The sequence below is a fragment of the Serratia sp. Tan611 genome (genome assembly GCF_905188235.1).
Classification (GTDB): domain Bacteria; phylum Pseudomonadota; class Gammaproteobacteria; order Enterobacterales; family Enterobacteriaceae; genus Serratia_B; species Serratia_B rhizosphaerae.
This window is the reverse complement of record NZ_LR994655.1, coordinates 4,266,030-4,291,867: the sequence shown is the minus strand read 5'-3', so window position 1 is coordinate 4,291,867 and position 25,838 is coordinate 4,266,030. Positions and strand designations below refer to the sequence as shown.

22 protein-coding genes are annotated in these 25,838 nt (G+C 59.5%); 6 read left to right on the top strand and 16 right to left on the bottom strand.

Annotation, left to right across the window (positions count from 1 at the left end; translation table 11 throughout):
* Positions 1 to 21: 21 nt before the first annotated feature.
* From TAN611_RS20205 to TAN611_RS20185, 5 genes are all read right to left on the bottom strand, one after another.
* Positions 22 to 681, bottom strand: a complete 660-nt coding sequence (locus TAN611_RS20205) for a DedA family protein (RefSeq protein WP_203066943.1) — start codon at positions 679 to 681, stop codon at positions 22 to 24.
* 158 nt (positions 682 to 839) lie between these two features.
* Complete coding sequence (metC, locus tag TAN611_RS20200) at positions 840 to 2,033, bottom strand: cystathionine beta-lyase (RefSeq protein ID WP_203066942.1); 1,194 nt, start codon at positions 2,031 to 2,033, stop codon at positions 840 to 842.
* Between the two features lie 223 nt (positions 2,034 to 2,256).
* Positions 2,257 to 3,549, bottom strand: a complete 1,293-nt coding sequence (locus TAN611_RS20195; protein WP_105232643.1) for a TRAP transporter large permease — start codon at positions 3,547 to 3,549, stop codon at positions 2,257 to 2,259.
* Between the two features lie 13 nt (positions 3,550 to 3,562).
* A complete protein-coding gene (locus tag TAN611_RS20190; RefSeq protein ID WP_105232642.1) occupies positions 3,563 to 4,069 on the bottom strand; it encodes a TRAP transporter small permease in 507 nt (168 codons plus the stop codon).
* A gap of 33 nt (positions 4,070 to 4,102) precedes the next feature.
* Complete coding sequence (locus tag TAN611_RS20185; protein WP_197950651.1) at positions 4,103 to 5,080, bottom strand: TRAP transporter substrate-binding protein; 978 nt, start codon at positions 5,078 to 5,080, stop codon at positions 4,103 to 4,105.
* A 445-nt stretch (positions 5,081 to 5,525) separates the two neighbouring features.
* Here TAN611_RS20185 and exbB point away from each other — a divergent pair, with 445 nt between their 5' ends.
* Both exbB and exbD read left to right on the top strand, forming a co-directional pair.
* Complete coding sequence (exbB, locus tag TAN611_RS20180; RefSeq protein ID WP_105232640.1) at positions 5,526 to 6,503, top strand: tol-pal system-associated acyl-CoA thioesterase; 978 nt, start codon at positions 5,526 to 5,528, stop codon at positions 6,501 to 6,503.
* 3 nt (positions 6,504 to 6,506) lie between these two features.
* Positions 6,507 to 6,929: a TonB system transport protein ExbD gene (gene exbD / locus TAN611_RS20175; protein ID WP_105232639.1), complete on the top strand. Its 423-nt coding sequence runs from the start codon at positions 6,507 to 6,509 to the stop codon at positions 6,927 to 6,929.
* A 65-nt stretch (positions 6,930 to 6,994) separates the two neighbouring features.
* On the opposite strand, the gene TAN611_RS20170 is transcribed toward exbD, so the two are convergent.
* The 6 genes from TAN611_RS20170 to TAN611_RS20145 all read right to left on the bottom strand — a co-directional run bounded on the left by TAN611_RS20170 (position 6,995) and on the right by TAN611_RS20145 (position 14,337).
* Positions 6,995 to 7,813, bottom strand: coding sequence for a shikimate 5-dehydrogenase (locus tag TAN611_RS20170; RefSeq protein WP_203066941.1), 819 nt, complete (start codon positions 7,811 to 7,813; stop codon positions 6,995 to 6,997).
* Between the two features lie 17 nt (positions 7,814 to 7,830).
* The gene (locus TAN611_RS20165) at positions 7,831 to 8,874 is read right to left on the bottom strand and encodes a LacI family DNA-binding transcriptional regulator (RefSeq protein ID WP_203066940.1); all 1,044 of its coding nucleotides are present in this window, start codon (positions 8,872 to 8,874) and stop codon (positions 7,831 to 7,833) included.
* Between the two features lie 21 nt (positions 8,875 to 8,895).
* The gene (locus tag TAN611_RS20160) at positions 8,896 to 10,305 is read right to left on the bottom strand and encodes a sucrose-6-phosphate hydrolase (protein WP_105232636.1); all 1,410 of its coding nucleotides are present in this window, start codon (positions 10,303 to 10,305) and stop codon (positions 8,896 to 8,898) included.
* Positions 10,305 to 11,675 carry a sucrose-specific PTS transporter subunit IIBC gene (locus TAN611_RS20155; RefSeq protein ID WP_105232635.1) on the bottom strand — a complete coding sequence of 457 codons (1,371 nt, stop codon included), beginning with the start codon at positions 11,673 to 11,675 and terminating at the stop codon, positions 10,305 to 10,307. The genes TAN611_RS20160 and TAN611_RS20155 overlap by 1 nt, the downstream gene beginning before the upstream one ends.
* A gap of 51 nt (positions 11,676 to 11,726) precedes the next feature.
* A complete protein-coding gene (locus TAN611_RS20150) occupies positions 11,727 to 13,217 on the bottom strand; it encodes a carbohydrate porin (protein WP_111736350.1) in 1,491 nt (496 codons plus the stop codon).
* Between the two features lie 184 nt (positions 13,218 to 13,401).
* Positions 13,402 to 14,337: an aminoimidazole riboside kinase gene (locus tag TAN611_RS20145; protein WP_187044019.1), complete on the bottom strand. Its 936-nt coding sequence runs from the start codon at positions 14,335 to 14,337 to the stop codon at positions 13,402 to 13,404.
* A 643-nt stretch (positions 14,338 to 14,980) separates the two neighbouring features.
* Here TAN611_RS20145 and TAN611_RS20140 point away from each other — a divergent pair.
* Positions 14,981 to 15,529 carry an Ail/Lom family outer membrane beta-barrel protein gene (locus TAN611_RS20140; RefSeq protein WP_105232632.1) on the top strand — a complete coding sequence of 183 codons (549 nt, stop codon included), beginning with the start codon at positions 14,981 to 14,983 and terminating at the stop codon, positions 15,527 to 15,529.
* A gap of 38 nt (positions 15,530 to 15,567) precedes the next feature.
* On the opposite strand, the gene TAN611_RS20135 is transcribed toward TAN611_RS20140, so the two are convergent.
* The 4 genes from TAN611_RS20135 to TAN611_RS20120 all read right to left on the bottom strand — a co-directional run bounded on the left by TAN611_RS20135 (position 15,568) and on the right by TAN611_RS20120 (position 22,698).
* A complete protein-coding gene (locus TAN611_RS20135; protein WP_203066939.1) occupies positions 15,568 to 17,721 on the bottom strand; it encodes a phosphocholine-specific phospholipase C in 2,154 nt (717 codons plus the stop codon).
* 197 nt (positions 17,722 to 17,918) lie between these two features.
* Complete coding sequence (locus TAN611_RS20130) at positions 17,919 to 20,054, bottom strand: peptidase domain-containing ABC transporter (protein WP_187044021.1); 2,136 nt, start codon at positions 20,052 to 20,054, stop codon at positions 17,919 to 17,921.
* A gap of 36 nt (positions 20,055 to 20,090) precedes the next feature.
* Positions 20,091 to 21,344, bottom strand: coding sequence for an HlyD family secretion protein (locus TAN611_RS20125; RefSeq protein ID WP_111736354.1), 1,254 nt, complete (start codon positions 21,342 to 21,344; stop codon positions 20,091 to 20,093).
* 19 nt (positions 21,345 to 21,363) lie between these two features.
* A complete protein-coding gene (locus TAN611_RS20120) occupies positions 21,364 to 22,698 on the bottom strand; it encodes a TolC family outer membrane protein (protein ID WP_158684851.1) in 1,335 nt (444 codons plus the stop codon).
* 589 nt (positions 22,699 to 23,287) lie between these two features.
* Here TAN611_RS20120 and TAN611_RS20115 point away from each other — a divergent pair.
* The 3 genes from TAN611_RS20115 (at position 23,288) to cbpM (ending at position 25,156) form a co-directional block, all read left to right on the top strand.
* The gene (locus TAN611_RS20115) at positions 23,288 to 23,857 is read left to right on the top strand and encodes an HdeD family acid-resistance protein (protein WP_203066938.1); all 570 of its coding nucleotides are present in this window, start codon (positions 23,288 to 23,290) and stop codon (positions 23,855 to 23,857) included.
* A 68-nt stretch (positions 23,858 to 23,925) separates the two neighbouring features.
* Entirely contained in the window at positions 23,926 to 24,849 is a 924-nt protein-coding gene (cbpA, locus tag TAN611_RS20110; RefSeq protein ID WP_105232627.1) for a curved DNA-binding protein, read from the top strand.
* A gap of 1 nt (position 24,850) precedes the next feature.
* Positions 24,851 to 25,156 (top strand): chaperone modulator CbpM, encoded by a 306-nt coding sequence (gene cbpM / locus TAN611_RS20105; protein ID WP_105232626.1) that lies wholly within the window; start codon positions 24,851 to 24,853, stop codon positions 25,154 to 25,156.
* Between the two features lie 47 nt (positions 25,157 to 25,203).
* Here cbpM and TAN611_RS20100 read toward each other — a convergent pair whose 3' ends face one another.
* The gene (locus TAN611_RS20100; RefSeq protein ID WP_105232625.1) at positions 25,204 to 25,791 is read right to left on the bottom strand and encodes an NAD(P)H-dependent oxidoreductase; all 588 of its coding nucleotides are present in this window, start codon (positions 25,789 to 25,791) and stop codon (positions 25,204 to 25,206) included.
* Between the last annotated feature and the right edge of the window lie 47 nt (positions 25,792 to 25,838).

The following is a 25,838-nucleotide window of genomic DNA, read 5'->3' as shown; positions in this document are numbered from 1 at the left end:
TGCGCGGCCGTCAGGCGAGGTTCAGGAGGCCTGACGTTTTTTACGCCAAATCACCAGCATGGCGCCGAGCAGCCCGAACACCAGCAGCGCCAGCGGCAGGATCATCAGGCCGGCCATCACCTGGTCTTCATAGCGTTTGACGAGGGGGATTTGGCTGAAGGCGTAACCTAGGCCGACCACCGACACCACCCACAGCAGGGCGCTCAGCCAGTTGAAAAACTGAAAGCGCATATTGCTCAGGCCGGAGATGCCCGCCATGGTGGGCAGCAGCGTGCGGACAAACGCCAGAAATCGCCCGACCAGCAGCGCCGTCAGACCGTGACGGTGAAACAGCACGTGTGCGCGCTGGTGGTACTGCGCGGGCAGTTGCAGCAGCCATCCCTTGACCAGATTGGTATGCCCCAGCCAGCGCCCCTGCAGATAGCTGAGCCAGCAGCCGAGGCTGGCGGCCAGCGTCAGAATAATCAGGGTCGGTACGAAGGACATCACGCCTTTGGCGACTAAGGCGCCCGCCAGCAGCAGCAGGCTGTCGCCGGGTAGAAAAGACGCCGGCAGCAGTCCGTTTTCCAAAAACAGGGTGATAAAAAGCACCGCATAAACCACCCAAATCACGCTGGGATCGGCCAGAGCCGTAAAATCCTGTTGCCAAAGCGCGTGAACAATCTCTTTCAATACATCCATTTTCTGTCCCGTTGCGCCAGGTTCACCTTACGAAGCAAATATGATGGTGATTAGTGTACCTCTATTAGCGTAACCGGACATTAAATGACGCATAGAAATATGCTTGCGATGGAGAATTTTCCCCATTGTCTGCCCGATTTTTATCGGTTGCCGGTAAATCAGCCGGCCTGCAGGCGCGCAAAACCCGCCGCCAGATCGTCGATCAGGTCCTGTACGTTCTCCAGACCGATATGCAGCCGCACCAGCGTGCCGGAAAAGTCGACGCCGCCGGCCGGACGGATCGCCTCCAGTTCCTCCGGCTGATTCGCCAGGATCAGGGATTCATAGCCGCCCCAGGAGTAGGCCATGGTGAAATGGCTGAAGTGGTCGAGATAGTCGGCCAGCTGCGCCTCGCTCAGGCGCTGTTTCAGGATAAAGGAGAACAGCCCGTTACAGCCGCTGAAATCGCGCTGATAGAATTCATGCCCTTTACATTCAGGCAACGCCGGATGGTTGACGCGGGCGACTTCCGGCCGCTCGGTCAGCCAGCGGGCGACGGCGATGCTGCTCTGTTCATGCTGTTTAAGCCGTACGTTCAGCGTGCGCAGGCCGCGGCCTGCCATATAGGCGGTATCGGCATCCACCATCTGGCCCATCAGGTAGGAGTACTCACGCAGCTGGTCCCAGCAACGGGCGTTGGCAACCGCGGTGCCGAGCATGTAATCGGAGTGGCCGATAATGTATTTGGTGCCGGCCTGAATGGAAATATCAATGTCGAACTCCAGCGCCTTGAACAGCACGCCGGCGGCCCAGGTATTGTCGATCATAATGACAATCTCCGGGTTTACCGCACGCACGGCGCGCACGATGGCCGGAATATCCTGCACTTCCAGCGTGATTGAGCCAGGCGACTCCAGAAACACCACGCGGGTGTTCGGCTGGATCAGCTCGGCGATGGCCTCGCCAATCAGCGGGTCAAAATAGGTGGTGGCGATATTCATCCGGCCCAGAATATGCGTGCAGAAATCCTGCGTCGGCTCATACACGGAACCGGTCATCAGCACGTGGTCGCCAGCGCTGACGAACGACAGGATGGCGTTGGAGACCGCGGCGGCGCCGCAGGGATAAAGAACGCAGCCGGCGCCGCCCTCCAGCTCGGTCATCGCCTCCTGGAAGGAAAAATGGGTCAGGGTGCCGCGGCGGCCGTAAAACAGTTCGCCGTGGGCGCGCTGTGTCGTCGCGTGTTTTTTATCGGCCACGGTGTCGAACACCAGCGAGGAGGCGCGTTGCGTCACCGGGTTGACCGCGCCGTGGGTGTAGCGTTTGCTGCGGCCGGCGCCGATCAGCGCGGTATCGAGATTTTTGGACGTCATACGGCTTACCTGCGGGTTGTTCACTGCGAAAAGTTGATGCGTATTACGGTATCACGTCGCTAAATAGCCATCCAGACGTTTTTACTTCTGTTATTAAAAGTGGCGGTTATTCACTGCCTTCGCGCTACCGCAAGGTGGAATACGCTGTGCTAACGGCGAAAAAAAGCCCGTTTATCGGCAAACGGGCAAACAGGCAACGTGAAAAAGACGGCAGAGACGCAGTTCAGCCGCCCATTACGCCAAACAGATGCGGCAACCACAGCGAAATAGCGGGGATATAGGTAATCAGCAGCAGCACCATAAACAGCACGCAGTAAAACGGCAGCATGGTTTTGACCACCGCCTCAATTTTCTGCTTGCTGACCGCGCTGGCGACGAACAGCACCGAGCCGACCGGCGGAGTGATCAGGCCGATACCCAGGTTCACCATCATGATCATGCCGAAATGCACCGGATCGATGCCCAGCGCGTTGGTCACCGGCAGCAGTACCGGCGTGAGGATCAGAATCAGCGGCGCCATATCCATCAGCGTGCCGAGCGCCAGCAGCATGATGTTGATGCAGATCAGAATGACGTATTTGTTCTGCGAAATGGCGGTGAAGAACTCGGTGATGCGCAGCGGCAGCTGCATATAGGTCATCACCGCGCCGAAGCAGGCGGCGAAGCCGATCAGGATCATCACGATGGTGACGGTCTTGATGGTGCGGTACATCAGGTTGGGCAGTTCGGACCAGCGATAGTCGCGGTAAATAAACATGGTGACGAAGAACGCCCACAGGCAGGCCACCGCCGCAGACTCGGTGGCGGTAAAAATGCCGGACATGATGCCGCCCATGATGATCACCACGGTCATCAGACCCCACAGCGTGTCGAGGCAGATTTTCAGCGCCTGACGCAGCGGTATGACTTCCCCTTTCGGGTAGCCGCGCTTGTGGGCGAAAGCGACGCACATCACCATCAGCGAGACGCACAGCAGCAGCCCCGGCAGGATGCCGGCAACGAACAGTGAGGCGATCGACACCGTACCGCCGGCGGCCAGCGAATAGATCACCGCGTTATGGCTTGGCGGGATCAGAATCGCCTGCACCGAACCGCTGGCAGTGACCGAGGCGGCGTAGTCGCGCGGGTAACCCTTTTTCTCCATTTCCGGCACCATCACCGAGCCTATCGACGCGGTATCCGCCACCGAAGAGCCGGAGATCGCGCCGAAGAAGGTGGAGGCGACGATATTGACCAGCGACAGGCCGCCGCGCACAAAGCCGACGAAGATATAGGCGAAACTGACCAGCCGGCGGGCGATGCCGCCTTCCGCCATAATGGCGCCGGCCAGGATAAAGAACGGGATCGCCAGCAGGGAGAACTTGTTGACGCCGCTGGTCATCTGGATCATCAGCGCTTCCAGCGGCAGGTCGATCCACAGCGCGCCGGCGATGGCGCTCAGCCCCACGGCGTAGGCCACCGGCACGCCGATGGCCAGCAGCAGGGCGAGAGAAGCAAGCAGGATAAAGGCGTCCATAGCACGGGCTCCGTCAGGTATTGCCGAGCATCACCACCGGGCGGTGGTGCTGCGGGCCGAAGAGTAGCCGCTCAATCACGAACAGCAGGGTGACGGCCGAGCCCAGCGGCAGCGGCAGGTAGGCCTGGCCGGCGCTCAGCAGCGGGAATTCCGCCATCGGCTGCTGCCACAGCTGGCTGCACAGGCCGTAGCCGTAATAAAGAATAAACAGGCTAATCACCGTCATCAGCAGGTCCGCCAGCCGGCCACACAGACGCTGCCAGACCGGCGGCAGACGGTCGGTCAGCATATTGACGGCGATATGCGCGCCGGCGCGGTAGCTGACGGCGGCGCCGATAAAGGTAAAGGTCACCATGCACAAGATGGCGATCGGCTCCGGCCAGGCGGCGCCCTCATTGAGCACGTAGCGGCTGAAGATGCCGACCGGTATGACGGCGACCATCACCAGCAGCGCCGCGCCGGCCAGCCACATGGCGATACGGTACAGCAGATCCATTGCCTGATGATAAGCATGTGCCATAACCAACCTCCGAAAAACGGGAAAAAGAGCGGGTTACTGCACCGCGTTGATGCGGTCGATCAGTGCCTGATGCGCCTTGCCGTACTGGTCGCGCACCGGCTGGGTCATCTTATAGAACGCTTCACGATCGATCTCATGGAACTGCACGCCGCCGGCCTTCATTTTTTCCAGCGCCTGCTGGTTATAGGCGGCCCACAGGGTGCGCTGCTCGGCCTGCGCCTCTTTCGCCAGTTTGAGGATTAGCTGCTGGTCTTCCGGGGTCAGCTTGTCCCATTTGACTTTGGAATAGAGAAACAGCTCAGGAATAATAAAGTGGCGGCTCAGGGTGTAGTTTTTGGTTACCGGCAGATAGTTGTGGGCGATAAAGGTCGGCGGGTTGTTTTCCGCGCCGTCGATAACGCCGGTCTGCAGGCCGCTGAACACTTCGCTGACGCCCATACTGACGGCGTTGGCGCCCATGGCTTTCAGCGTTGCCAGCGCGATTGGGCTGCCCTGAACGCGGATTTTCATCCCCTGCAGATCCTGCGGCTTCACCACCGGTTTTTTGGTGATCAGATTGCGGGTGCCGGAATCCATCCAGCCGAGAAACACCAGCCGTGAGGCCGGGTCGTTGGTGATTTTGTCGCCGATCTCCTTGCCGATTTCACCGTCCAGAACCTTATGCAGATGCGACTCGTCGCGGAAGATGTACGGCAGGGTGAACACATCGATCTCCGGTAAAATCGCCGCCACCGGCGCCATGGATACGCGGATAACGTCAATGGCGCCGATCTGCGCCTGCTCGATCATCTGCTTTTCGTCGCCGAGCATGCCGCCGGGGAAGGTTTTCAGCTCCAGGCGGCCCTGCGTGGCGGTTTTCAGCTTGTCTCCCATATGCTGCACCGCCACGACATTGGGGTAACCTTCCGGGTGGACGTCGGCGGCTTTGATTTGTTGCGCCAGTGCGGCCTGGCTGCACAGCAATGTGCAGAGGGAGAGGCACAAACCTGATAGGGCGTGGGGCAGTTTCATCGCGGATCTCCAGAGTGTCGGGCATCGGGGTTATTGTTGTTCATCATCCCAGGCACGCAGCGTGAACAGAAAGGGGCGCGTCAGGCCGGGTTCGCGCTGCGTCAGTACAAAAGATAAACACAGTTGAAACCTGCTTGCTACATAATTGAAAAGCTGTTTTAAAAATAATTGATCGCCATCACTGTGATGACGTAAAAGCCGTCGTGTTTCGTGATGAGGTTAAAAAAACGGCTGAGCGGTGACGGGTTTGTTGGCGTTTGACTGGGTAAATGTTACACAGCGGCGTCTGATAAAGCTGCGGCTGGCGCGGGTTAACGGTTTTTTGGACCAGGGATGCGTTATTGAGTAAATAATAATGATAACTACTATCAATCCGTGATTTGTTTGATATGATCGCACGCTGAATTCTCGTTTAATTTTGATCGGTAATGGTTGGAGGCGCAGCGTGAAAACGGCTGGCAAGACTATGAATCAAAGAGCCCGCGGCGCTGGCCGGGGACAGTGGGGCGCCGTATTCGGGCGCGGTTTGATCGCGTCCATGGTGCTGGTGGCCGGGCTGGCCGGCAGCGCGCAGGCCGCGCCGGAAACTCAGCCGGCCGCTACCGAGAGCGCCTCTGCGCCGGCAACGCCGGCTCCGGCGAGCGCCGCGCCGCAGTCAGTGACGCCGGTCAACCCGGCGCCGACCGTCCAGCCGCCGGAAACGCGCGGTATGGACTTGTCCGTCTGGGGCATGTATCAGCACGCCGATGCGGTGGTGAAAACCGTAATGATTGGCCTGGTGCTGGCATCGATCATCACCTGGACCATTCTGTTTGCCAAAGGCAGCGAACTGACGCGCGCCAAGCGTCGCCTGCGCCGTGAGCATCAGCAGCTGGCCGAGGCCCGCTCGCTGGATGAAGCCAGCCAGATGGCGCAAGGCTTCCAGCCGGAGAGCATCAGCGCCGTACTGCTGAATGACGCGCAGAACGAACTGGAGCTGTCGGCGGAATCCAACGACAACAACGGCATTAAAGAGCGCGCCGGCTTCCGCTTTGAACGCCGGGTGGCGGCCTACGGGCGTCAGCTGGGCAAAGGTAACGGCTTCCTGGCCACCATCGGTGCAATCTCGCCGTTTGTCGGCCTGTTCGGCACCGTTTGGGGCATTATGAACAGCTTTATCGGCATCGCGCACTCGCAGACCACCAACCTGGCGGTGGTCGCGCCGGGCATCGCAGAAGCGCTGCTGGCTACCGCGCTGGGCCTGGTTGCCGCCATCCCGGCGGTGGTGATTTACAACATCTTCGCCCGCGTGATCGGCGGCCACCGTGCGCAGGTTGGCGACGTGGCGGCGCAGGTGCTGCTGCTGCTGAGCCGTGACCTGGATCTGGCGGCGACGGCGGAAGCCAAACGCGCACAGCACGCACACCAGCTGCGGGCGGGGTGATCTATGGCGATGCGCTTAAATGAAGATCTGGACGACAGCGGCGAACTGCACGAAATCAACGTAACGCCGTTTATCGACGTTATGCTGGTGCTGTTGATCATCTTTATGGTGGCGGCGCCTCTGGCTACGGTGGATATCCGTGTCGACTTGCCGGCTTCGACGGCCAAGCCGCAGCCGCGTCCGGAAAAACCGGTATTCCTGTCGGTGAAGGCTGACAAACAGCTGTACGTCGGCGACCAGCCGGTGACGGCGGAGCAGCTGACCTCGGTACTGGACAGCCGCACCCAGTCCAACAAGGAAACCACCATTTTCTTCCAGGCGGACAAGAGTGTGGATTACGCCACGCTGATGAGCGTGATGGATACGCTGCGCAACGCCGGCTACCTGAAGGTGGGGCTGGTGGGGATGGAAGGGGCTGCCAAGTAACTTCCTGAGAAAGCGTAAAAGGCCGGGCATTGCCCGGCCTTTCTTTTATCTGCTATCTGCGGCGCTCAGCCGCGCGCATGCGCCGCCGCGCGGGCGACCTGTTCATCGCTCGGCCGCACGCCGGTGTACAGAACAAACTGCTCCAGCGCCTGCAGCGCAATCACTTCCGCGCCGGTAATCACCGCTTTACCCTGCTGGCGGGCGTGGCGAATCAGCGGTGTTTCCGCCGGTAGCGCCACCACGTCAAATACCCGCTCGGCGGCGGTGATACAATCCGGCTCAAAAGCCAGCTGCTGCGCTTCGGCGCCGCCCGCCATGCCGATCGGCGTGACGTTAATCAGCATCTGCGGCTGCAGACTACCCATCTCTGCTTGCCACTCATAACCGTATTGCTGCGCCAGCGCCCGGCCGGCGGTCTCATTACGCGCGATAATATGTCCGTTACGCAGGCCGGCGTCGCGCAGCGCGGCGGTCACCGCTTTGGCCATGCCGCCGCTGCCGCGCAGGGCGAACGAGGTGTCCGGCGACACCTGGTGCTGCGCCAGCAGTTTGGCGACGGCAATGTAGTCGGTGTTATAGGCACGCAGAAAGCCGCCGTCGTTGACGATGGTGTTGACCGAATCGATGGCCGTGGCGGACAGATCCAGCTCATCCAGGAACGGGATGCAGCTCTCTTTGAACGGCATGGATACCGCGCAGCCGCGGATGCCCAGCGCGCGTACGCCGCCGACCGCCGCCTGAATATCGTTGGTGGTGAACGCCTTGTAGATGAAGTTCAGCCCCAGCGCCTGATACAGGTAATTGTGGAAGCGGGTGCCGAAGTTGCCGGGACGGCCGGCCAGCGACATGCACAGCTGGGTGTCTTTATTAATCTGTTGCGGCATGGAGCGCTCCTTGGTGATTAGCGTTGGCCGAGCAGCGCCAGCGAGCCGGCGTGGCGCCAGTGAATGCTGCCGGGCAGGTAGAGGGCGTTGTGTTCCGGCGGCCGTTCGTCGATCAACTGCGTCACCAGATCAAAACTGTGTTGCGCCAGTCCGCGGCAGTCTTGCGCCACGGTGTCGATTTTCAGCGTCATGCAGTCGAACAGGTAGTGGTCGTCAAAGCTGCACAGGTGGATATCGCTGTCCATCAGCTGATGCTGGGTGAGGTAACGCAGCACCCCCTCCAGCAGGCCACAGGCGGCGGTAAACAGCGCCTTCGGCGGACGGCCGAGGCGTGCGCACAGGCCGGCGATCATCTCATAGCCGGAACTGGGGTGATAGTTGCCGCTGATTATCCACGCGTCCCGGGCGCTGACGCCGGCATTTTCCAGGCCCTGGCGGAAGCCGGCCAGGCGATCGCGCGTCGGCGACAGGCGCGGCTGGCCGCCGAGAAAATAGAACTCGTCGGGATGCTGTCGGGCGACCGTCTCCACCAGCTGCGCGGTTGATGACACCGAGTCGGTGATCACCAGCGGCAGCGACGAGCCGTTAATGACCCGGTCCATCTGCACCACCGGCAGGCTGGTGTTAATCTTCTGGTATTCCGCATCGTTCAACTGGCTGGAGGCGACGATCAGCCCGTCGACCTGGCGCTGTACCAGATTGTTCACCGCCATCATCTCCTGCGCCGGGTTTTCATCCGAGCAGGCAATCAACAGCTGCAAACCGGCTTCGCGGCACAGGGTTTCCAGTTCGCGGGCGATAACCGCAAAGCCGTAGTTGGTCATTTCCGGCACCACCAATCCCAGCGTATGGCTGCGGGTAGAGCGCAGCGAGCGGGCGTGAATGCTGGGTTGGTAGTGGTGCTCGTTAGCCAGCGCCAAAATACGATCGCGGGTATCGTCAGAGACGCGGTATTGCTTGCTGCGGCCATTAAGCACCAGGCTGGCGGTCGATTTCGACACGCCTGCCAGCCCGGCAATATCACTGATGGTTATGCGTTTATTCTTTTTCACTAACGGCATCTATGTTCATCGTAGGATGCCTTATTCTAACATGCATGGCCGCAGCGGCCAGTATTGCAGCGCCAGCGGCGCGTCGCCGTGCAGTTGCAGGATCGGCGGCTCGCCGGGGAAGTAGCGCGAGCTCATCACCGCTTCGCCCTGGTTGATAAAAATCTCCACGCTGGAGCGGTCGAACAGCAATTGCAGTTCCCTGAGTCCGCCGCGCCAGTAGCGGTGTTCCGGCGCGCCGCTGCGCAGGTTATTGCGCGTCAGCGTCAAACGCTCGCCGTCCCACGTCAGCTGCATGGCGTCGCCGAAGCCGGCGCGGAACGGGCCGTGCGGCGTTAGCCGCAGTTCGGCGCTGTCAATCGCCAGCGGCGGCGCATCGTCAGCCGCACCCTGCCAGCGGCTGAGTTCCCCGCGCAGCTGCTGCAGTTCGGCGACCGGCTGCTGATACAGTTTGCCGTCACGCAGCGTAAGCTCGCGCAGGCAGGTCATGGTGTGCAGCCAGCCGTAGCGCGTCGTCGGCTGTTGTTGTTCGTCCTGATCCGGCACGCCCATCCAGCCCACCAGCAGCCGGCGGCCGTCTGCCGCCAGCGTGGTTTGCGGCGCATAAAACTCGAAGCCGGCGTCCAGTTCGTGAAACTCGCCGTGGCTGAAGCGCGCCGTCGAGTAATCCAGCTCGCCGACGAAGTAGCCGGCCTGATAGACGTTCAGATAGCGCTCCTGCTGCGCCGCCAGCCCCTGCGGGCAGCAGATCAGCACGTCGCGCTGGGCAAGAGGGAACAGATCCGGACACTCCCACATATAGCCGAAGTCGCCCAGGCCGTTCAGTTGGGAGCCGGCGATCTCCCCCAGTAGCGTCCACTGACGTAAATCATCGGCACGCAGCAGCAGCACCTTGCCGCGATCCTGCAGATCGCGCGCGCCCAGCACCATGTACCAGTGCTGCCCATGGCGCCAGACCTTCGGGTCGCGCACGTGGCCGCTGTAACCGTCGGGCAGCGGCAGCACCGGGCCGAGCTTACGGTATTCACCGCGCTCATCTTCCTGCGCCAGGCACTGATAGGCGGTGCGCGAACCGTCGGGGAATTTCACATTGCCGGTATAGACCAGCATGATCTTGTCGTCCGTCGCCACCGCCGAGCCGGAGTAGCAGCCGTGGCTGTCGTAACAGGCGTCGGGCAGCAGCGCCACCGGCTGGTGCTGCCAGTGCAGCAGATCGCGGGACTGCCAGTGGCCCCAGCATTTGCGGCTGTGGTCGCAGGCCAGCGGGTTCCACTGATAGAACAGATGGTACACGCCGTTGTGCTGGATAAAGCCGTTGGGGTCGTTGAGCAGCCCGACGCTGGGCGCCAGGTGCCACCGCGGGCGGTGGGGATCCGCGGCGGCGCGCGTCTGGCCCTGCATCAGCGCCAGTGCGGTGTGTTTCATCAGGCTTAACGCGTCCATTATTTATCGTCCGTTTGGTATTTCAGCAGCAGGGAAATGACAAAGGCGCTGCCGAAGGCGATCGCCAGCCCGATGACATAGCTGAGCAGCGCGTTAGCCTGCACGATGGCCATGCCGGGGATGGCGGTCAAACCGACGGCGCTCATGCCGACATGATTGGCGACCACCCAGGCGCCGCCGAGCGCGCCGCCGGCCAGCGCGGCGAGGAAGGGTTTGACAAAGCGCAGGTTGATGCCGAACAGCGCCGCTTCGGTGATGCCGAGCATGGCGGAGAAACCGGAAGGCACGGCGATCGCCTTGATTTTGGCGTCGCGGGTTTTGAAATACACCGCCAGGCAGGCGCCGCCCTGCGCGATATTGGCCATCGACCAGATCGGCAGCAGGAAGTTGACGCCGATATTCGGGTTGCCCAGCAGCCCGGCCTCAATGGCGTGGAAGCTGTGGTGGATGCCGGTGATGACGATCACCGAATACAGACCGCCGAACAGCAGCCCCGCCAGCCAGCCGGCATGGGCGATCAGCGTGCTGAGCAGCAGCGAAATGCCGTCCCCGAGCGCGCGCCCTGCCGGGCCGATAAACAGCATGGCGACAAAACCGGAGATAATCACCGTCAGGAACGGCGTCAGGATCAGGTCGAGTGAGTTGGGGATCACTTTGCGCAGCTGTTTTTCCAGCATGCTCATAAACCACACTGCCAGCAGCACCGGGAATACCGTGCCCTGATAGCCGATCATGGCGATCTCCAGCCCGAAGAAGTTCATGGTGGAGAAGCCTTCGGCCACGCCCCAGGCGTTGGTCAGCGCCGGATGGGTCAGAATACCGCCCAGCGTGGCGCCGAGGTAAGGGTTGCCGCCAAATTCGCGCGCGGCGGTGAAGCCGATCAGGATCGGCAGAATGATAAACGCCGCCGAGCTGAACATATCGAGCATCACAAACAGCGCATTGTCGGGGCTGGCCCAGCCGTAGGTTTTCATCATGCCGAGCAGCCCCATCAGCAGACCGGAGGCGACGATGGCAGGAATGATCGGCACGAAAATATTCGACAGCAGGCGGGCGATGCGCTGCAGCGGGTTAAGTTTTTTCGCCGCGATATCGGCGGCTTCCGCTTTGCTGGATTCATTGACGCCCGCCGCCTTGATAAATTCGGCATGCACCTTGTTCACCAGGCCGGTGCCGAAGATCACCTGAATCTGCCCGGCGTTGCTAAAGCAGCCTTTCACCCCTTCCAGCTGTTCGATGGCGGCTTTATCTATCTTGCTGTCGTCCAGCAGCACCAGGCGCAGACGCGTGGCGCAGTGGGCCGCGCTGGCGATATTGTCTTTGCCGCCGAGTAATGGCAACAGCGCCTGTGCGGTTGCGGTGACGTTCATGTTCTCTCCCGTTTAAATGCTAACAATGCCGGCCGCCGCGCGGCCGGTGGTTCAGAAAAAGTATTTGAATCTGGCGCGCAGGCCGTAGCGTTTGTCGTTATCGCCGTTGGCGATCTTGTTGTCGGCGTCGGCCTCCAGCATGGAGGCATAGGCGCCGAGATACAGATTAAAGTTCGGCATGTTCATGACGTTGGGGATTTGGTACGACGCATGAATGGTGTGAATGTCATAGCGTCCCGGTTCGCTGAGCGGGTTGTCGATCTGCGCCGTCATGCCGTCGGTGGAAAACTCTTTGATATTGTTATGGGCGTAGATATAGCCCAGCTCGAAGCGGCGCCACAGCACGTTGGCGCCGGCGGAGAAGTCCTGCTCGCCGGCCGCATCCAGATAGGCGGTGCTGAGGTTGGCGACGATGCCGTTTTCGGCGTCGTCCGCCAGACTGTTCCAGCTGAGCGTCATGCCGTAGCCGTTACGCTTGGACTGGTCGACCCACTGACCGCGGGCGTTCTGGTAGCCGTAGGCGTTGTTGACCACGTTACTTTCCATCGCCAGCGCGGCGCTGAAGCGATCTTTTTTCCAGGCGATGACCGGGCGCAGATAGGCGACGTTCTTTTTGTTTTCCAGCGTGTTGCCGTGATAGCTGTTTTCCTGGAACAGCGAGGTGCCGTCTTCCACCAGGGTGTTGAGCTCGAAATACCAGTCGCCGGCGTATTTGCTCAGCATCAGGTTGCCGCCGCTGCTGCTGCGGCCGCGCCCCTCTTTCATCATGTAGATATAGCCGAAGCCGTCGGCGTACAGATCGTTGGCGGTGTTGCCGGAATACTCGATAAAGGTGTCCTGGTTGAGCGGGAACATATCGTAGGCTTCAAAACGGCCGACCTTGGCCTGCCAGTCCTGTTCTTTACCGAAGAAGAACGCGGCGTCGTCCAGATTCATTTTGCCGCTCATATCCGCCAGCGGCTGGACGCGGAAGCCGGAGAAGCGGCCGTCCGGGTTGCGGCGGTAGCCGTCCAGCCCGACCAGAATGCGGCCGTTAATATCCCAGCGTTCGTGATCGCCGGGCTTCCAGTTTTTGTTGTCGCGGGTTTTCAGCGAGGTGAGCTGGCCGCTGCGGCTGGCGCCGTCGAGATTGAACTCCACATCGCCGTACAGTTTCAGATCGCTGAAATGGGTGAGCTGGAGGCCGGCGGCCGGCGGCGTAGCGTCCTCCTGCACTGCGGAGCTGCGCTTCGCCAGCTGTGTGCTTTGCTGCTCGACGTGCGCGGTGCGCTGCTCCAGGCTCCGGGCCTGCCGCTCGGCGTGTTCGGTGCGCTGCTCCAGGCTCCGGGCCTGCCGCTCGGCATGTTCGGTGCGCTGCTCCAGGCGCTGGGCTTGCCGCTCGGCGGCGGCGGCGCGTTTTTCGGCCTGCGTAGCCCGCAGTTCCGCCTGTTGCAGGCGCTGCTCCAGTGCGTTGAGGCGGGCCTCAATACTGTCGTTGGCGGCCAGCGCCGGGCCGGCGATGAATAATCCTGTCGTTACAGCCAGATAGCGTAGGTTTTTCATGGGTTCTATCATCCAGAAAGGTCATTATTATTGTTTGCTAAATTGCTAAACCGGTTTTTCTGGCGGAACGATAATCGAGAAGAGGAGAGGATGGCAATGAAGTTGGCTAACCCGATTCAGCTATTGTGATCGAGCGCGCATTTATCACGGGATACGGGGCGGGCGTGTGCCCACCCCGCGATCGTCAGGCGGGGTGCAACAGAAAAGCGGCCAGTTCACCGGCGTGCGGCAGGGCGGTCATTGCCCCTTTAGCGGTGGTCGCCAGCGCGCCGCAGGCCTGCGCCTGGGCAATAACTGCCGGCCATTCGTCTGCCTGCGGCAGGCGGCCGAGCGCGGACAGCGCGGCCAGCAAACCGGCCACGAAGGCGTCGCCGGCGCCGGTGGTGTCCACCGGCACTACCGGCGTAGCGGGGAAGTGGCGCAGTTCACGGCCGTCATGGACGCAAACGCCGTCTCCGCCCTGCGTCACCAACAGCAGACGCAGGGGGAAGTGGGCGAGTATCCAGTCGATGGCCGCATCCATCTCATTGAGATTGCTGATAAAGAACAGCTCGTCCAGCGAGATTTTCACCACGTCGGCCAGCAACAGCGCCTGCATCAGACAGGGGCGTAATTCCTCCGGTTGTCGCCAGACGTCTTCGCGGATATTGGGGTCGAAGCTGACCCAGCCGCCGGCGGCGCGGATGGCGGCCATGGCCGCCAGCGTGGTGCTGCGGCTTGGCTCCTGCGACAGGGCGATCGAGCAGGCGTGCAGCCATTCGCCGGCTTGAAAGGCCGGCAGATCGGCCGGCTGTAAAAACAGGTCGGCGCTGGGGGTGACCATAAAGGTGAAGGAGCGCTCGCCGTCGTTGGTCAGATCCACCACCACGGTTGAGGTATGGTGCTCGGCGTCTGCGAACATCCGGGTGGTATCCACCCCTTCACTGCTCAGCACCTGGCGGAGAAATGCGCCAAAGCTGTCGTCGCCGACGCGGCCGATAAAACCGCTGTCGCCGCCCAGGCGGGCGATGCCGACGGCGACATTGGCCGGTGCGCCGCCGGGGCACTTAAGATAACTGTTTGAATTTTCAGGAACCAGATCGACAACGGCATCTCCCAGAACCCAGACACGGTTTGCCATGTTTTACCCCGTTATTGCTGTGGTTGATGGCGAGCTAAAATAGAAGAACCGGTTTAGCTATGCAACAGAAAAAATCGATGTCGTGCCGGAACGCCCGCTGCAGAGGGAGGTAGCGGGGCAGTGAAAGCGTGTGTGAGAACGACCGGGTGGCGTCAAACCCGTTTGCCGTAAGCCGTAAGGATGAAAATAAAATGTGACGCATCTGTGAGGATAATAAAGAGGTATTTTTAATTTTAAGTGAGAAAAATATAAATTTCCCTGTGATTCATTATTTTTATTTTCTGTTTTTATGCGTTGTTTTGGGTGTTTATCTATTTTGTGTGCTTCTCGTATTTATTTCGTGATGGCTTATAAGTTTTTATCTTTACTGTGACGCGTTTTTTAGACATTGCCTTGTTATTAATCTAAGTGATTTCTTTTTATTTTTCATGAATATTCTCGTTTGTTGCTTTGTCCCTTTCTTTTAGCGTTTACCCGCATGAAATCCGGGCGCTGATTGGCTATCATCCCCTTTGCTGACCCTTCAGGCTGATAGGTATAGGGCGTTTTCGTGCCGTGATGGCCGTTCGCCAACCGCTATTTGTCTGATTGAATGGAAAAATGACATTGGTCAGGTAGCGAATGGTTATTTAAGGATGATGGAATGAAAAAATCAGCATTGCTTGGCGCTATCGTTGTCGCTTTATCTACGCTTATGCCGGCGCAGGCAGAACGTCACACCGTGATTTTTGATTATGCGCGCGCTCAGCTTGATAATTTCAGCGACCTGGACGGCATTAATATTAAATATCGTTACGAGTGGGGGTCCGCCCTGAGCCTGATGAACTCTTTCACCGCGCTGGGCGGCGATAACCACAGCGTGAACGGCGGTAAAACCGAGCTGAATTATTATGCCTACAGCGTAGGGCCGGCCTACTACCTAAACCGTTATATAGTGATGTACGGGCTGGTGGGGCTAAGCCACAGCAATGTGAAAAACTCCGCCGCCTGGGTGGTGGAGCAGAGTAACGGCGGCCGGCGCGGCAGCCGCGGTGCCAGCTCCGGCTCGGCCTTTGCTTACGGCGCCGGCCTGCTGTTTACCCCCAGAGAAAATATCGTGCTGGACGTGGGTTATGAAGGCTCACAGATTGATATCGGCGGCCTGAACCGTGACGTCAATCTGTTTACCGTCGGCGTTGGCTACCGTTTCTGAGCGTGAGCCTGGCGATAAACTAGAAGAAGCAGCGTATCTCAGGGCTGGCCCATCAGCGGATCGCTGATGCTATGTCGGCCATTCTCAAGCCGCCCGGCCAGCCGGCGTAGCCAGCCTTGTTCATCCGTTACGCTAATATCATACCAACCGCCGCTGCGGCTGAGGTCAAGCGACAGCGAGCGCGTTGCGCCGGCCGGCAGCGAGATATGCTGCGCTTCCCGGTGGGTATAGGGGCAGCGCGCCAGCGTCACGTTCTGCGGCTGTGTTCCGGGGTTGAGTAAGACCAGGCGGACGCTCACTGTCTCCGGTACTGCCTCTAGACGCACCTCCGCCTGTGAACGCTGCAGGTTGCCGCGCAGCGCACGGTGAAACCCATTCGGCCCCAGCAACCACAGATCGTAATCCTCCGCAGCGTGCCAGTCGTCGCTCAGCGCTTTGCCCGCCTCGATGGTAAAGCGGCGCGGTATTTCATCCAGACGTTGTCGGTCGTAAACGTGGAGCACCGCCCCCTGACTGCCGTTATTGATCATATTCAGCGTCAGCAACTGCTGGCGGGGATAGCCGCTTGCCTCCACCTGTAGCTGATAGGGCAGCGCGCGTGACGGGCGGGCCTGGCGTTTTTGTTGTGGCTGCTGCTGCTGCTCGGCGGCGGGCAGCGGCACCTGGGGCAGTTTCTCTTGTCGCAGACGCAGCGCGTCGGCAGCATGGCGGGTGGTGGTGTGCAGCGTCGGCAGTTTTTCATTGTTGGGATCGATAAAGTTAAAGGCTGAGGTCAGGTCGCCGCAGACCGCCCGTCGCCAGTCGCTGATATTGGGTTCATGCACCTGGAAGCGTTTTTCCAGAAATTGCAGCACGGAGGTGTGGTCGAAGGCCTGAGAGTTCACCCAGCCGCCGCGGCTCCACGGCGAAAGCACCAGCATCGGCACCCGCGGGCCGGGGCCGTAAATGCCGGCATCCGGCGGTGGCTGATCCGTGCTGCCCGGCGGCGCCGGGTGCTGGAAGATTTCCGTTTCAAAAGGCACGGTGGATTTGCCGGCAAAGCTGCCGTCGCTGCGCAGCGACGGCGCTGACGGGGAAGGCATATGATCGAAAAAGCCGTCGTTTTCATCGTAGGTGACGAACAGCACGGTTTTGCTCCACACCTCCGGCCGTTCGGTTAACGCATTAAGCACTTCCTGAGTAAACCATCCGCCCTGTACCGGGCTGGAAGGGTCGGGATGTTCAGAGTAGGCCGCCGGCGCGATCAGCCAGCTTACCTGCGGCAGTTTGTCCTGCTGTACGTCGTTGCGGAACCCGGCCAGCATCGCCTCCAGATCGCCGCTGCCGCCGGCCGGCAGGGTGTTGCCATTGCCTTTATACAGCGGTGCGACAGCATTGAGTTGTTCACTGTACGGCGCAAAATCCGTGAATTCTTTCGGCGGGTTGGCCGGATTGCCTGCCTTGATGCTGGCAGCACGGTACTGGCGAAAACCGGCCAGCGGGTTATCGCCGAAGTTATCCGGCAGGTATTGATAGACCTTCCAACTGACGCCGCTTTCTTCCAGACGTTCCGGGTAGGTTTTCCAGCGGTAGCCTTTGTCTGCGCTGCCGGGATGATCCCACTCGTTTACCACGACGGCGCTGTTATCCGGGCCGGGGCCGTTGCTGCCGGTCCACAGGAAAAGCCGGTTAGGGTTGGTGCCGGCGTGCATTGAGCAGTGATAGGCATCGCACAGCGTAAAGGCGTTGGCCAGCGCGAACTGAAACGGCAGTTCCGGCTCGCGGTAATAGCCCATTGACGTTGGCGTTTTGTGGCTGGGCCAGGTGCGCATCCGGCCGCTGTCCCAGGCGGCGTGCGCGTCAGGCCAGGTGTGCGGAGTCCCGCTGACGCGCTGGGCGTTGCCGCGTTGTGCATCGAGATGATAAGGCAACACCAGCCGCTCCGTCCCTTGCTGCTGCCACACGCTGCGGCCGTCCGGCAGCGGAATGGTAAAGCGGTCGCTAAAGCCGCGGACGCCGGGCAGCGTACCAAAATAGTGGTCGAAGGCGCGGTTTTCCTGCATCAGAATCACCACGTGCTCCACATCCTGAATGCTGCCGGTGCGGTTATTGGCGGGGATCGCCAGCGCTTTGCGAATCGAGGCCGGCAGCAGCGAAAACGCCGAGCCAACGGCTGCCGCCTGTAACAGTTTTCTGCGCGAAAGGGTGGGCATGCGTCAGTAGACTCCCTGAAAGTGACGGTAAGGCCGGTATTTGCTGGCGGCATGACGGGCTGACGACATCAGCGGCGCCGGCGCTGGGCTATCGGTGGTAAGTTTAGCTTATCTGCTGATTAATAAAGGGAAGTGTTGTTTTTTTGACAAAATTGTGACGGTGCGCGTCGCCGCGCACCGCACAGAGAGGACGGGGGTTAAAACGGCGCCAGCGTTTCCGGGTTGACCGGCTGCGCCTTACCGTCAGACAGCATCACGATGCGCCCGGCGCTGCGGATGGTTTCCGGACGGTGGGCGATGATGATGCGGGTGATCGCCATATTGCGGATGGCGTCGTTGATGCGCATTTCCCTTTCTACATCCAGGTGGCTGGAGGCCTCATCCAGCACCAGTATCGACGGATTACGGTACAGCGCTCGCGCCAGCAGTACGCGCTGGTTTTGCCCGCCGGACAGCGATGAACCCATGTCGCCGACCAGACTTTGATAGGTCATCGGCATTTTCATAATATCATCATGGATTTGCGCAATTTTAGCCGCCTGTTCGATGCGTTCCTGATCGGCTTCCTGACTGAAGAAACAGATATTATCGGCGATCGAACCGGCAAACAGAATGTCATCCTGCATCACGCAGCCGATGCGTTCGCGGTATTGGTACAGCCCGACGTCCTGAATATCGACGCCATCGATCAGAATACGGCCGGAGACCGGCTGGAGCAGCCCCAGCAGCAGCTTGGCCAGCGTGGTTTTACCCTGGCCGGACGGCCCGATCAGCGCGACCGATTCCCCCGATCCGATTTCGAACGAGCAGCTATCCAGAATCATCGGTTCGGTCTCGGCATAGCGGAATGACACGTTATCCAGCGTGATCGTCGGTGGCTGGGGGGAGACGTTGCCAGGACCTTCCGCCTCGTGACGGCCATCTTTTTCCTGTTCGGTCAGCACGATATCCGCCAGACGTTCGCCGTGCAGCCGCAGCATGCGAAAATCGATCCAGGCGTCCACCAGGCCAGAGCCGCGTGAGATGAACTGGTCGGCGAATGACATAAAGCCTATCAGCATACCGGCGGAGAAGTTGCCGTCCAGCACCTGCAGCGCGGCCAGCCAGACCAGCGCGATACGGCCGATGCTGGCGATAATGCCGTGGATGGTGCTGAAGCCGATGCTCAGACGCTGCACGACGATATTCTTGTTGGTGGTTTCTACCAGCGCATTGGCGTAGCTGCTGACGCGGATATCCTGCCGGTTATTCAGCTTCAGGGTTTTGGCACCGCGCACCGATTCCAGCAGGATCGACTGCGCCTTGGCGGCGGTGATGATGTGGTCTTCGTTGGCGTTGCGAAACGGGCGATAGGCAATCCAGCGGATGGCGGCATACAGCAGGAACTGCAGCACCACCACCGCGGTGAGCATTCTGTTATAGGTGAACAACACGCCGAGCGTGACGATCGCCATGATGCCGTCCAGCACCGAGCTGATAAAGCGCGTCGTCAGCGTCTCTTGAATGGTGCTGACCGAGCCGAAGCGGGAGATGATATCGCCCACGTGGCGCGATTCGAAAAACGACAGCGGCAGCCCCAGCAGATGCGAGCAAACGTTGGTGGTCCACTGTACGTTCAGCAGGCTGGAGAACCAGGTCATCACCCAGGAGCGCAGGGCGGTGATCAGGTTTTGGAACAGGAAGACGAAAATAAAGCCGACGCTCAGCAGCGTCAGCAGATCGCGGTCGTCGGAGACCAGCACCTGATCCATCACCCACTGCATATAGAACGGCGTAATCACGCCGAACACCTCCAGCGCCACGGACAGCAGTAATATCTGGGTTAACGCGGCGCCGATGCCGGTGACGCTGCCGATCAGGCGGAACATCGACAGCGACTGTTTCTCCACCGCCGGCTTGAACGATGCGGACGGCAACAGTTCCAGCGCCACGCCGGTGAAGCAGTTGGACACCTCCTTCATTGACACCACGCGCACCCCGCTGGCGGGGTCGTGAATGATGATGGCGTTTTTCTTCACCTTTTTCAGCACCACAAAGTGGTTCAGGTTCCAGTGCAGAATGCAGGGGCGGCGCAGCTTATCCAGCTCTTCGATCTCCAGACGCAGTGCGCGGCCGGCCATGCCCAGGCTGCCGGCAACGCGCATCACGTCGGCCAGCGTGGCGCCTTTCATTGAAGTAGAGAAGCGACGGCGCAGGCTGATCATGTCGATGTTGTATTTATAGTAATTCACCACCATCGCGACGCAGGCCAGGCCGCATTCGGCCGCCTGCGACTGCTGGATCACCGGCAGCCGTCGGCCGAAGCCGAAGTGAAGGTTCTTTAAAAATTCCATTGGAAAAATATGACTCCCTGTTAAAAAGCGCAGTGATTACAAGCGGTGGCCCAAAGCGTAGAGAGGCTCAAATACCCACTCGATGATCCGTCGCTTCTCAATCAAAAAATCTGCCTCCAGCTTGATGCCCGAGCGCAGCGCAACGTCCTTGCCGTACAGGTTGATGGATTGTTTGTCGAGTTCGACCACCACCTGATACAGCCGCTCGTGCACGTTTGAGTCGCCGGTGATGGCCATCACTTCCTGCGGAGAGAGCGCAGCGGTCGACACTTCGAGCACCCGCCCGCGCTGGACGCCGAATTTTTGATAGGGGTAGGCTTCATAGCGCAACATCACCTGTTGCCCCGGATTGATAAAGCCGATGGCGCGGCTACTGACCATGATTCTGGCCTGCAGCCGGCTGCCTTGCGGCAGGATGTAGAGCAGCGGCTGGCCGCTGGCGACCACCTGCCCCTGTTTGACCAGCGTGGCGCCGATGGTGCCGGTTTCCGTCGCCTTGATATAGACGGCGCGATGCGACTCGTTCTCCGCCAGGGCGCGATCCACCTCCGCCTGACTGCGGTCGATTTCATTTTGCCGTTTGGAGAGGGCGAGCGGCAGCTCCCGCAGCTGCTGGCGCAGGGCGATAATCTTCTGTTCCAGATCCATCACCAGCCGGTCGGCGTCCTGCAGCCGGGCACCGACTTCCAGCACGGTGTTCTGCTGTTCATCCACTTGCTGGTTAGAGGCAAAGCCCTGATTGCGCATCTGCTGCAGCTTATGCATCTGGCTGCTGGCCAGGTTCAACTGCTGCCTGCGCTTGGCCTGCTGCTTTTGCAACAGCTCGACCTGCGACTCCAGCGAGCCCAGCTGTTTTTTCAGGCCGCCCATGGTTTCGGCATGCATGCGGTATTCGCTCTCCCGTTCAGACTGCAGCCGTTCATTTTGCAGCGTCAGCTGGTCGTGAACGAACAGGCGGGTCTGCCCCATGGCGGTGGACAGCTCCGAGGAAATGGTCATCAATACGCTGTGTTGGATGACCTCGCTGCCTTTTTCCACCTGCATGTCGGTGATGGTACCGGCAACCGGCGCGGTAATGTTGTAAATACCTTTGCTGGGCAGCAGGCTGCCTATCGCGGTCTCTTTCTTGGTGTAACTGCCGAACACGATAAACAGGACGATCAGGGTAACCAGGCAGCTCGCCAGGGAGATAACCAGCCAGCGGTATGGCGGTGAATAGAGAGAAACGGTCCCCATGACCTTGTTGTTATTGGCATCCAGCGCTTCCTGGCGAAAAAGTGACTGTGTCATCCTGAATCCTGGCGAAAAGTTATTGCGAGCAGCTAATCTGCGCGATGGCGTTATGGCCGAGTTCGCCGGTTGCCCTGGCCTGAGCAACCTTGGCCATCAGCAGTTTGTAACGCGCCTCGGCGTTGTTTTTTACCGCTTCGTAGTAACTTTGGTAGGCGTTCAGTTCATCCATTTTGGTGCGCAGTCCCAGTTTTTTTCCGGTGGCGGTAGAGCGGATTTTGCTCTGTTCCGACTGGATCATCCGCTGGGTAGAGGTCACCAGCGAGCGGCTGTTGGTCACGTTCAACAGGGCGTTGTGCAGCTCTTCCTTCACTTTCTGCTGGGCATCGATCAGGCTGTAGCGCGCCTGCTCGCGGGTATAGACCGCCTCTCGTGATTGCGACATCTGCCGGCCGCCGCTGAAAATCGGCACGGAGACGGAGATACCGAGGTTGGTATTGGTGGTTTTTGAGGTACTGCCGAACATCTCGTCGAGCAGGTTGCTGTCTTCGGCCCGGCTCCAGTTGGTGCCGTAAGAAGCCTGGAAATTGACCGTCGGCATATGGGCGCTGTGCGCCTGATAGACGCCGGTTTTGGCGATTTCCCACTGGGCGCGCGCGCTGCGGATCTGGCTGTTGCGGGCCAGCGCGTGCTGGTAGAGATCCGGCTCTTTCCCCGTCTGCGCACCCTGCAGCAGGCAGGCGGCGCTAATCGGGGCGATGGCGTCGTGCTCCAGGCCGGTCAGTCGTCGGTACTTGGTGGCAGCGGCGCTCAGATTATTGTGCGCCTCAATTTCCTTGGCGCGGAACAGATCGCGGTTAGCCTGCGCTTCATCGGCGTCGACGCGGGTGGCGTTGCCCAGCGATACCGCCAGCGTGGTCTGCTGCAGCTCGTTTTCATACACCTGCGTGGCCGCCCGCGCGGCCTGATAAACCTCGTTCTGATACAGCACGGCGGCATATGCGTCCGCTACGTCATAGGCCAGCGTTTCCTGCGCACGCAGCAGCTCAATATCGGCGCTGTCGGCTATTGCCTTGCCGCGCAGGTAGTCGGCATATTTGGACAGGTCGAACAGCGGCTGATTGAGCGAGATGGCGTAATTATGGCGCGAGACTTTGGCGGCGTAGGTTGCTTTAGGCTGGTCCTGCTGGTTGTAGCCGCCGTCCAGCTGGATGGTCGGCAGCAGGCCGGCCAGGCCCTGGCTGCTTTTTTCATTACCTGCCAGCTGGCGATACATTGCCGCCTGCAGTTCCGGGTTGACGGCGCCGGCGTTGCGGATGGCCTCCAGCAGGGTGGTGGCGCTCACGCCGAAGGGTAATAAAGCGGAAGCCAATAACAGCGGTTTAAGGCGGAACAATCCTTTGATTAAATGCATATCGTAGTCCATGTTAATCGTGCAGTCCGTGCATAGATTTAAGTAATCACCGAAGATATTCATTCGAATGAGATAAATAGAGAAAATAAGCGCGCCGACGTTGCTTTGGTCATGAAATTAACGTCTTGCCAAACGCTTATTAATAACTTGATTGATATTTATCGTGTTATATATAAATATTTTAAATATGTTCAAGCCATGCGAGCATCTCCGCCGTTGATAAAGGCGGCTTGCTGATTTTTGTTTTATTTTCAGTGTGTTCTACTGATTTGTTGCGCAGAGAATAATACTAAAAAAACAACGCTGTCAATAACCTGCACTTTTAACCGTAAAGCTCTTATTTTTCATAAGAAACATCCGTTCTATTTCTGTTTTTATATTTGTTTTGTTTATTGTCACTTACGCGTTGTGATGGGTTGTTTCTGGTTTTAGTGCGTTTTTTATCGGTGAAAAAGAGAAGGGCGGCATGTGATTTATCCATAACGACAGCGCGGTGCGCCAACGCCCCGGATCGTTCATCATGGGCGGTGTTATCCGGCTATAATTTCAGGGGTTGCTTGAAACCTCATCGATAAAAAGGAGTTAGCCTATGTTGAATATAGGAAATAATCATTTATCCGCGCTCGATCCGCTGTTGGTGAAAAAACAGCGCCGGCTGCTGCTGGCGCTCTCGCTGCTGTTGCTGGTGGCGGGGCTGTTCTGTTTGTTCAGTCCTTTCGCGTCTGGTGCGGCGCTCAGCGTGGTGATGGGGGTCTTCTTGCTGCTGAGCGGGATCGGCATGATCGTCGGCATGATTGTTAACCGAGCGCAAAATACCTGGCCGATGATCGGCGGTATTCTATTGGGTATTGCCTATCTGATCATTGGCTACGTGTTTATCACCAGCCCTGCCGTCGGCATCTTTACCATGGCGGTTTATCTGGCGGCGCTGTTTGCATTGGGGGGCGTATTCCGCCTGCTGGCCGGTTATCAGCTGCGTGCGCTTCCGGGCAACGGGATCCAGTACGCGATCGGCGTGTTGGATCTGGCGATCGCCTGGATGTTGCTGAGCGCCGATGCGGCCACCTCGGTGGTGCTGGTGACCACCATTGTCGGGATTGAAATGCTGTTCAGCGCCTTTGGCCTGTTTATGGTCACCCGCCGTTTCAGCGCCAGGTGAGCAAATATCAGCGGTAACAAGAAGCTGCCACAGTGTCTGATAAAAGACCGTAACGAGATGATAATATTATGGAATTCAAGGATTATTATGCCATTTTGGGCGTTAAGCCTGAAGACGATCTCAAGGCGATAAAAACGGCCTATCGCCGCCTGGCGCGCAAATACCATCCTGACGTCAGCAAAGAGCCGGACGCCGAGGCAAAGTTTAAGCAAGTTGCCGAAGCCTATGAGGTGCTGAAGGACGAAGAAAGCCGCGCGGAATACGATCGACTGCGCCAGCACCGCAACGATCCGCATTTCGGCCGGCAGGCGCAGCACAACGACAATTACAACGCAGAAGACTTCTCCGACATCTTCTCCTCAATGTTCGGCGAACGTGCGCGCGCGCGTCAGCAGCGCCAGCACCATGCCATGCGCGGCCAGAATCTGGAGATTGAAGTGGCGGTATTCCTGGAGGATATCTTTGCCGAACAGACACGCACTATCAGCTATCACGTGCCGGTATATAACGTGTTTGGTCTGGTCGAGCAGGAGATCCCGAAAACGCTCAACGTGAAAATACCGGCCGGGGTCAGGGAAGGGGAGCGCATTCGCCTGAAGGGGCAGGGATCGCCGGGGATCGATGGCGGTGCGAGCGGCGATCTCTATCTGATCGTACGTATCGCGCCGCATCCGCGCTTTGATATCGTCGGCGACAATTTGGAAATCGTCTTGCCGCTGTCGCCGTGGGAAGCCGCGTTGGGGGCCAAAGTTTCCGTGCCGACCGTCCAGCAGCAGATTCTGCTGACTATTCCCGCCGGCACGCAGAGCGGGCAGCGTCTGCGCATTAAAGGCAAAGGCCTGCCGGGCAAAGGACAGACGGCGAGCGGCGACCTGTACGCGGTGGTGAAAGTGGTAATGCCGCCGAAGCCGGACGCGCAGAGCGCAGCGCTGTGGCAGCAGTTGGCGGAAGCGCAGTCAGATTTCGATCCGCGTAAAGAGTGGGGTAAGTAATATGACCAAAGTAAATATCACGTTTACGCTGACGGAGTTTTGTCTGCACGCCGGCGTATCGCAGGATGAACTGGTCGAAATCGTCGGGCTGGGGGTGATCGAACCTTGTCAGCCGGCCGACGACGAGTGGCTGTTTGACGATGGCGCGCTGGCGGAATTTCATCGCGCGCAGCGGCTGCATCACGAACTGGCGCTGGACTGGCCGGGGATTGCGGTGGCGCTGACGTTGCTGGATGAAGTCGAACAGCTGCGCAGGGAGAATCTGCAGCTGCGGCAGCGGCTGGCGCGTTTTACGGAAAATGTTTGAATAACCCACCGGCGCGGCACGCCACGCTGGCAGGTTGATAACATGAGTTAGCGGAAAATGGCGCGGCCGATAGCCTGCGCCCTTTCCAGGCAGGCTTCCGGGCTGCCCATTTCCGGCATCAGCAGTACTTCGCGGGTCAGCAGCGGCGCGCCGCAATAATCGAAAATACCGTGGCCTATCTGGGTGTTGAAAGCGTCGGCGTAGCCGCGTTTGACAAAGGTCTGCCGGTTAACCGCCCCCAACGCCACCAGATGCACCGGCAGGTGCGTCAGTTTCTTCACCACGGTGTCGCCGGAGGTGTCGTCATAGGCCCAGCCGTTGGTAAATACGCGATCGATCCAGCCTTTCAGCAGGCCCGGCATCGACCACCAGTAAACGGGGAACACCAGTACCAGCGCATCGGCGCGGTCGATACGCGCCTGTTCGGCGAGCACGTCGGGCGGGACGGCGCCGGTTTGCTGAAACGCCGCCATATCCGCGGCGGAAAACGTCGGGTTGAAGCCTTCCTGCGTCAGGTCGGCGATGTCAACGGTGTGCGCCGGATCGGCCGCGGTGATGCCCTGGGCAATGGCGGCGGCGCTGCCGTGCGTCAGGGAGTGCTGCAAAGGGTGAGAAACGACGATCAGTGCATGCATAGGAAGACTCCTGTTGCCATGAAACGGGAACGGTCGTAGTGTTGAAG